General features: G+C 40.4%; 8 protein-coding genes and 1 pseudogene. 8 read left to right on the top strand and 1 reads right to left on the bottom strand.

Annotated elements, in window-relative coordinates; all coding sequences use genetic code 11:
* The 8 genes from V7D75_RS01570 to pnp all read left to right on the top strand — a co-directional run.
* On the top strand, positions 1–284 hold a 284-nt coding region (locus V7D75_RS01570; protein ID WP_333613130.1), incomplete at its 5' end, for an EF-Tu/IF-2/RF-3 family GTPase.
* Positions 285–506: 222 nt separating this feature from the next.
* Positions 507–911 carry a ribosome-binding factor A gene (locus V7D75_RS01565; RefSeq protein ID WP_068407899.1) on the top strand — a complete coding sequence of 135 codons (405 nt, stop codon included), beginning with the start codon at positions 507–509 and terminating at the stop codon, positions 909–911.
* A gap of 53 nt (positions 912–964) precedes the next feature.
* Positions 965–1,981, top strand: a complete 1,017-nt coding sequence (truB, locus tag V7D75_RS01560) for a tRNA pseudouridine(55) synthase TruB (protein ID WP_333613157.1) — start codon at positions 965–967, stop codon at positions 1,979–1,981.
* 352 nt (positions 1,982–2,333) lie between these two features.
* The gene (locus V7D75_RS01555; protein ID WP_333613129.1) at positions 2,334–2,858 is read left to right on the top strand and encodes a type 1 glutamine amidotransferase domain-containing protein; all 525 of its coding nucleotides are present in this window, start codon (positions 2,334–2,336) and stop codon (positions 2,856–2,858) included.
* 128 nt (positions 2,859–2,986) lie between these two features.
* Positions 2,987–3,148, top strand: a complete 162-nt coding sequence (locus tag V7D75_RS01550; RefSeq protein WP_333613128.1) for a hypothetical protein — start codon at positions 2,987–2,989, stop codon at positions 3,146–3,148.
* 77 nt (positions 3,149–3,225) lie between these two features.
* Positions 3,226–3,405: a hypothetical protein gene (locus V7D75_RS01545; RefSeq protein WP_333613127.1), complete on the top strand. Its 180-nt coding sequence runs from the start codon at positions 3,226–3,228 to the stop codon at positions 3,403–3,405.
* A gap of 300 nt (positions 3,406–3,705) precedes the next feature.
* The gene (gene rpsO / locus V7D75_RS01540; RefSeq protein ID WP_068407892.1) at positions 3,706–3,972 is read left to right on the top strand and encodes a 30S ribosomal protein S15; all 267 of its coding nucleotides are present in this window, start codon (positions 3,706–3,708) and stop codon (positions 3,970–3,972) included.
* A gap of 638 nt (positions 3,973–4,610) precedes the next feature.
* Positions 4,611–6,713, top strand: a complete 2,103-nt coding sequence (pnp, locus tag V7D75_RS01535; protein ID WP_333613126.1) for a polyribonucleotide nucleotidyltransferase — start codon at positions 4,611–4,613, stop codon at positions 6,711–6,713.
* A gap of 122 nt (positions 6,714–6,835) precedes the next feature.
* Here pnp and V7D75_RS01530 read toward each other — a convergent pair.
* Positions 6,836–7,166 (bottom strand): annotated as a pseudogene (locus V7D75_RS01530) (hypothetical protein); the annotation flags it as partial.

Raw genomic sequence — 7,166 nt, 5'->3', positions numbered from 1 at the left:
TGGGTGTTGCTGAGGTTCGCGAAGTATTCCGTTCTAGTAAATTTGGTGCTGCTGCCGGTTGTATGGTGGTTGAAGGTACGATTTATCGCAACAAACCTATCCGCGTCTTGCGTGATGACCAAGTTATCTTTACGGGTCAATTGCAATCATTACGTCGTTATAAAGAAGACGTCAATGAAGTACGTACCGGTATGGAGTGTGGTCTAGCGGTTCGTGGTTACGACGTCGAAGCGGGCGATAAAATCGAAGTCTTTGAAATCCAAGAGTTCGCCCGTACCATCTAAAGCAGTCGCTTTATGATTTAGCCATTCAATCGTATAAAATGATTGAATGGTTGGATAACTTCTTAAGATTTAGCTGTACTTAGGCCTAACAGGTACACCCTGCTAGGCCTTTTTTAGCAAAAATATTGTGTTTTATATTTAATGTCATTAGATATAACGCTCATGCGTTTTTAATGAGAGTTTGTTAATAAAAATAAGCTGTATGACCAATAAGGTAATAACATGAATCAACGTTTACAACGCTTGGCTGATCAAATTCAGCGTGAGCTTGCGGTTCTTATCCGTGATGAAGTCAATGACCCGCGTTTGACGGGCTTTGTCACTATTTCTAGCGTTAAAGTTAGCCCAGACTTAGGTTACGCTGATATCTATGTCACCATCATGGAGCCTGAGCTTAACGATGCGATGACTAAATCTAGCCATGAAGACAGCATCAAGGTCCTCAATAAAGCGGCGGGTTTTTTGCGTACCGAGTTAAGCCACAGTCTAAAAACGCGTACCACACCGCGTTTACGCTTTCATTATGATGAAGTGACGGCGCGTGGCAACTATATGATGGATCTTATCAATAAGGCCGTGACCAAAACTGAGCAAAACGAGTCTGATGAGCAAGAAATCAACGAGTAATAGCTATTATGTCGAACGCCTCTATTAAAGCCTCTACGCCAGCTCCCGCAAAAATGCATAAAACGCCTGAAAAAATTAAAGTATCAGGCGTAATATTGGTGGATAAGCCACAAGATATGACCTCGCAGCAGGCGGTGTCAAAGGTGAAATACCTGTTTAAATCACCTAACCATGACAGTAAAAAAGCTGGTCATACAGGCACACTTGATCCAATGGCAACGGGTCTATTGCCCATTTGCTTGGGTGAGGCCACTAAGTTTAGTCACTATCAACTCGATGCCGATAAAACCTATCAAGCGACTATTTTACTTGGTAGTCAAACAGATACTGGCGATGCAGATGGTCAAATTGTTGCTGAAGCACTTATTCCCCATTTTGATCATGCCATATTAGAAAACATTGCTCAGCAATTTTTAGGGCCACAGCAGCAAATTCCTCCGATGTATTCGGCGCTAAAAAAAGATGGCAAAAAATTGTATGAATATGCGAGAGCAGGTATCGAGATTGAGCGACCCGCAAGAGATATTGTCGTTAAAGCCATTAATTTAACCGCAATCGATGCGCAGCAAATTCAGTTGACAGTGACTTGCTCGAAAGGTACATACGTACGAGTATTGGCAGAAGACATCGCTAAAACCCTTGGCACGCTAGGACATCTAACCGCTTTACGGCGCCTACAGGTTGGAAGTTTTAAGATTGATAATGCGATTGGTTTGGCCGATCTAGAAGCGTTTTCGCTTGAGAGTCGCCTAACGTATTTATTGCCCGTTGATGCTTGTATCATCCTTGATACTGAGCTTACCTTAACCACAGAGCAGTGCGCACGTGTCCATATGGGACAGCGCTTAAATGTCACCGAGCAGCTGACGGACGATATACGAAGCTATATTACAACGGCTATCGAACAACAGCATTATGAGAATGACGGTAACAAAGAAGATAGTGAAACCTTATTACCTCATGAAATACCCGTAGATATTCGTCTTATAGATGAGCAAGGGCAGTTTATTGGTTTAGGAGCGGTAAGTCTAAACGGGCGCTTACAGCCGAGAAAGCTTATCCAGTTGTAGCGTTAATGCTTAAGTAAGTGGTAGTAGTCATAACTGAAATTGGGTAAAACTTACTAAGAGTTTACACTAATCACATATCATCACATTTTATTGCAGGTTTCACCTATAGTGAAACCTGCTTTTTTTGTACCTTAGTTAAGTCAGCTACGGAAAGCGAGACAAGGATATAAAAACTATAAGAAAATGAAAATTATAAAAATGGGATTTTATTAAATATTAGAATTATAAAAAAGCAGTATATATAAAAATAAAAAGACATTAACTAATATAAAAAGTATTTGAGATTAATAATAAAAAATATATTTTAAAAATACTCATACCTAAAGTTGAAATCTAAAGTATAAGGATTACTATGAAAACCATTGCCTTCTTATTACATAATAACTTCGAACAAGCTGAATATGAAGAAGTTAACAACCAATTAAAAGATAAAGGTTATAAAACAGTCCTCATTACGACCAATAAAGACAAAGAAGTCCAAGGCATGCAGCAGGACGTCAATAAGGGTGATACCTTTACTGCAGATATATTTGCTAAAGACGCTAACGTTGCTGATTATGAGGCACTGGTTTTGCCAGGTGGGACGGTGAATGCCGATACCATACGTGGTAACGAAGAAGCGCACAGTGTCATTAATGCTATTAACGATACAGGTAAACCATTAGCGGTCATTTGCCACGCGCCTTGGGTATTGATTAATACAGGCATTGCTAAAGGTAAAACCTTAACAGCTTATCACTCATTACAGACCGATCTAGAAAATGCGGGCGCAAATTTCGTCGATAAAAGCGTGCAAGTGGATGGTAATTTAATTACCTCACGAAATCCAGATGATATTAACGATTTTGTCGCTGCTATTGATAAAGCGCTATCTTAGATTAATAAGCCAATTAAATTTTATAGATTAACCTAAAAGAAGCAGCTATATTTATTAACGATTTACTTATATTGATTTTACGAAATTACCATAACTTTAAAATCATAACTACAAAAAAGGAAATTATTATGTCAAATCCTAATCCGAACGATACCAAGCTTGAGCAACAACGTTCAGAATCAGCAACTGCTGCCCTAAAAGGTCAAACAGAAGATAATCATACGCAAGATACTGAAGCGGCTGCAGAGCGTATTGCTGATAATTTAAAAAATGCTAAAGAAGAAAAATAGTTAATCTTATACTTTATTAAATTTACTAATGATTAATAAATCAACCGGTAGAAAAATAATGATAACTAGGAGTATTTATGACCGACTCAAAAGACAACATGGACGCGCAAGAGAAAAAAATTAAACAACAAGCCGAAGATATCAATCCTAAAGAAGATAATATTCCAGCTAGTTTAGCAGAAGCAACGACGGCTCCTCTTGAAGATAATGATCTTGGCGGTAATGCTACGCAGGACGACGTTAAGAATGATAAATAGTTGATGAAGCATTAGTCTTATAAATTTAGACCTTAATCAATTTTTCTCTGCAGAAATTGTAAAACTACTATAAAAACTGCTGCTAGTTCAGCAGTTTTTTGTTATAATCGCTGTCACGTTTAATTTTCGCTTTATTCTTAATTAAACGTTCTAATTAATAAGTTTGTCGTACACTAGGTCAACTCTAGTAATGCAGGGTTGTCCTGAATGACGATTAAACTATTTTATTTTTTATTCTATTGTGCCTAGATGCTTTAAATTGAAAGTATCTTAGTACATTTAGCATTGCCGGAGAGATTTATGCTAACCAATTCTGATCGTGAACAAATCATTGCTCAATACCAACGTGGCGAAAACGACACTGGTTCTCCAGAAGTTCAAGTAGCACTATTGAGTGCTCGTATCAACGATTTACAGAACCATTTTAAAGAGCACAAAGCGGACCATCATAGCCGTCGTGGTCTTATCCGTATGGTTAACACGCGCCGTAAACTGCTTGACTACTTAAAAGGTAAAGACCTTGGTCGTTATACCACCCTTATTAGCCAATTAGGTCTACGTCGTTAATTTGGTAATAATAGTACCGATGGCCACCAAAAAAGATTATGCGCTAATAAGGCAGCATTTTAAATTTCTTGCTAAGCCACTTGGTACTTGTTTGCTAAGCTCGATAAAATAGATTTTTTCTAAAGACGGTGTGGAATAGTTTCACGCCGTTTTTTTATGCGTATTTGTATGATGAGTTTGACCGTTAAAGTATTGTGCTCTAGTGTCACCTTTAATGCGGCAGTCGCTTATTTTAACCGACTTTTTTATAATGAAATGCTTATAACGGTAATGCGCAAACAGACAGGTTGGCATTTCATTGGTCAATGGCTATAAATCACTGTAAAATAATGCCTTATGAGTTTGAGAGTAGTACTCGCGCTCGATTAAATATTTATAAGGTTTAACTTTATGAGTATTATTTATCAAACAGTGGCTAGCAAAGCAGATTTTAGTCAGCAAATAACGTGAAATCGTTATTTAAATAGAGGTATCAAATAAATAGGTAACAAGATTGCGCTAATCGACCCAGTTTTCAATTATGTTAACGTCAATTAGTAGCCAATCACGAGTAACCAGTTACCAAGAATTTTTAATGACAGATATCAGCTTTTTATGATGCTGATATCCATTTCGTCAGTCAATATTAGGAAAATTATATGACAATGTTTAATACCATTAAGCGTGAATTCCAGTACGGCGACCAGCAGGTCGTTATTGAAACGGGCCGTATCGCGCGTCAAGCAAACTCTATTTTGGTTCACATGGGCGGCGTGACTGTCCTAGTAGCAGCAGTAGTAAAGTCGGATGCTAAAGAAGGTCAAAACTTCTTTCCATTGACCGTCAACTACCAAGAAAAAATGTACGCGGCCGGTAAAATCCCAGGTGCGTATGGCAAACGTGAAGGCCGTGCCAGCGAAGCTGAAACGCTAACTTCGCGTCTGATTGACCGTCCGATTCGTCCGCTATTCCCTGAAGGCTATGTGAACGAAATTCAAATTACGGCAACCGTTGTATCGTCTGATAAAACTCAGTCGGCAGATATTGCTGCATTAATTGGTGCTTCAGCAGCGCTGGCTATTTCTGATGCGCCATTTAATGGCCCGGTAGCAGCAGCGCGTGTTGGCTTTATCAATGGTGAATATGTCCTTAACCCAACGCTTGAGCAGCTCAAAGACAGCGACCTTGACTTAGTGGTAGCTGGGACTAAATCTGCCGTATTGATGGTTGAATCAGAAGCTAAAGAGTTGTCTGAAGACCAAATGTTAGGTGCGGTTTTATACGGTCATGAGCAGCAGCAAATCGTTATCGAAAATATCGTGTCACTAGCAGAAGAAGTTGGTACCGCTAAGCAGCAATACTCCGCGCCTGTTCGCGATCAAGCGTTAGAAACCAGCATGAAAGCGCAGTTTGGCGAGCAAGTGGCTGATGCTTATACCATCACCAATAAGCAAGAGCGCTACACCAAACTTGACGAAATCAAACAAGCGATTATCGAGGCATTGGCAGGTGACGCAGAAGCAGAAACGTATAACGATACGGTATCTGAATTAAAAGAGATTTATGAAGAGTTAAAATATCGCACCGTTCGTGACAATATCTTGTCAGGTAAGCCGCGTATCGATGGCCGTGATCTTGAAACCGTTCGTGCGCTAGATGTACAAGTAGGTGTATTACCATACACCCATGGTTCAGCACTATTTACCCGCGGTGAAACACAAGCATTAGTAACCACCACACTTGGTAACACCCGCGATGTAAACATGATTGATTCATTGTCGGGTACGATTCGTGACCATTTCATGTTGCATTATAACTTCCCGCATTTCTCAGTTGGTGAAACTGGCCGTGAAGGTGTGCCAAAACGTCGTGAAATCGGTCATGGTCGTCTAGCGCGCCGCGGTGTTGAAGCGATGCTGCCAGATAGCGAACGCTTCCCGTACGTGATTCGTGTGGTATCTGAAATCACCGAATCAAATGGTTCATCTTCAATGGCTTCGGTTTGCGGCGCAAGCTTGGCATTGATGGACGCTGGCGTACCGCTAAAAGCACCAGTTGCGGGTATCGCAATGGGTCTGGTTAAAGAAGGCGAGCGCTTTGCGGTATTGTCTGACATTCTAGGTGATGAAGATCATCTTGGTGATATGGACTTTAAAGTAGCAGGTTCAAAAGACGGTATCACCGCGCTACAGATGGATATTAAAATCGAAGGCATTACCCCAGACATTATGGAGCAAGCCCTTAAGCAAGCCCACGCTGGTCGTATCCATATCCTAGAAGCGATGAACAAAGTACTGCCTGCAAGCCGTACAGAAATCAACGCTCATGCGCCTAACTATGCGGTTATCGAAATCAACCCAGAAAAAATCCGTGATGTGATTGGTAAAGGCGGCGCAACGATTCGTCAGCTAACCGAAGAAACTGGCGCAGTTATCGATATCGATGATGCTGGTACCATTCGTATTTTCGGTGAAAATAAAGCAGCCACCAAAGCGGCTATTGGTAAAATTGAAGCCATCACCGCAGAAGTGGAAGTTGGTAAAACTTATCAAGGTACGGTTGCGCGTATCGTTGACTTCGGTGCTTTCGTTAACGTCTTGCCAAACACCGATGGCCTCGTACATATCTCGCAAATTGCAGATGAGCGCGTAGAAAATGTTTCTGACTACCTAAAAGAAGGTCAAACCGTCAGCGTATTAGTACAAGACGTTGATAACCGTGGTCGTATTAAGCTGACCATGAAAGGTATCGAGCAAAACTAAGCATCGATATGTGACGCAACTTGACCTAGTCGAGATATGAAAAACCGCTTTGGTTGCTGATAGTTAGCAATCAAGGCGGTTTTTTTATGTCTTCAAAAAGGTGATAATAGGGAGAAATTAATTTATATGCTGATGTCTTTAGGAAGGTGAATATCGATGCGCAGCTTCGGTAAATCTTGCAAATACTGGTTGATAAGAGGCAAGATATCGCTATGCCAATCTAAAGCAATAGACGTTGTCATTTCAACGTTGTCAGCAACATTATTTTGAGTAGAATTGTGTTGCAGATGATGAGCAATAAGCGGACGCGCTAAGACAGCAATCCTGCGTATACCTTGATAACGTATTAAAGGTATTAGCTGCTGTTGTAAATCAACCAACGCCGAAATTAACCAGCTTGCTCTTGATGAATGATAAGGATGATCCGATACCACAAGGTTAGCAATATAACTT

Origin of the sequence: Psychrobacter sp., from assembly GCF_036731945.1 — a bacterium.
Taxonomy (GTDB): domain Bacteria; phylum Pseudomonadota; class Gammaproteobacteria; order Pseudomonadales; family Moraxellaceae; genus Psychrobacter.
This window is presented reverse-complemented; position numbering and strand designations above follow the sequence as displayed.

Excerpts from the sequence above, each read along its gene's own strand:
- truB (WP_333613157.1), top strand. The coding sequence starts at position 965 with ATGCATAAAACGCCTGAAAAAATTAAAGTATCAGGCGTAATATTGGTG.
- V7D75_RS01555 (WP_333613129.1), top strand. The coding sequence starts at position 2,334 with ATGAAAACCATTGCCTTCTTATTACATAATAACTTCGAACAAGCTGAA.
- V7D75_RS01545 (WP_333613127.1), top strand. The coding sequence starts at position 3,226 with ATGACCGACTCAAAAGACAACATGGACGCGCAAGAGAAAAAAATTAAA.
- pnp (WP_333613126.1), top strand. The coding sequence starts at position 4,611 with ATGACAATGTTTAATACCATTAAGCGTGAATTCCAGTACGGCGACCAG.
- V7D75_RS01550 (WP_333613128.1), top strand. The coding sequence starts at position 2,987 with ATGTCAAATCCTAATCCGAACGATACCAAGCTTGAGCAACAACGTTCA.
- V7D75_RS01565 (WP_068407899.1), top strand. The coding sequence starts at position 507 with ATGAATCAACGTTTACAACGCTTGGCTGATCAAATTCAGCGTGAGCTT.
- rpsO (WP_068407892.1), top strand. The coding sequence starts at position 3,706 with ATGCTAACCAATTCTGATCGTGAACAAATCATTGCTCAATACCAACGT.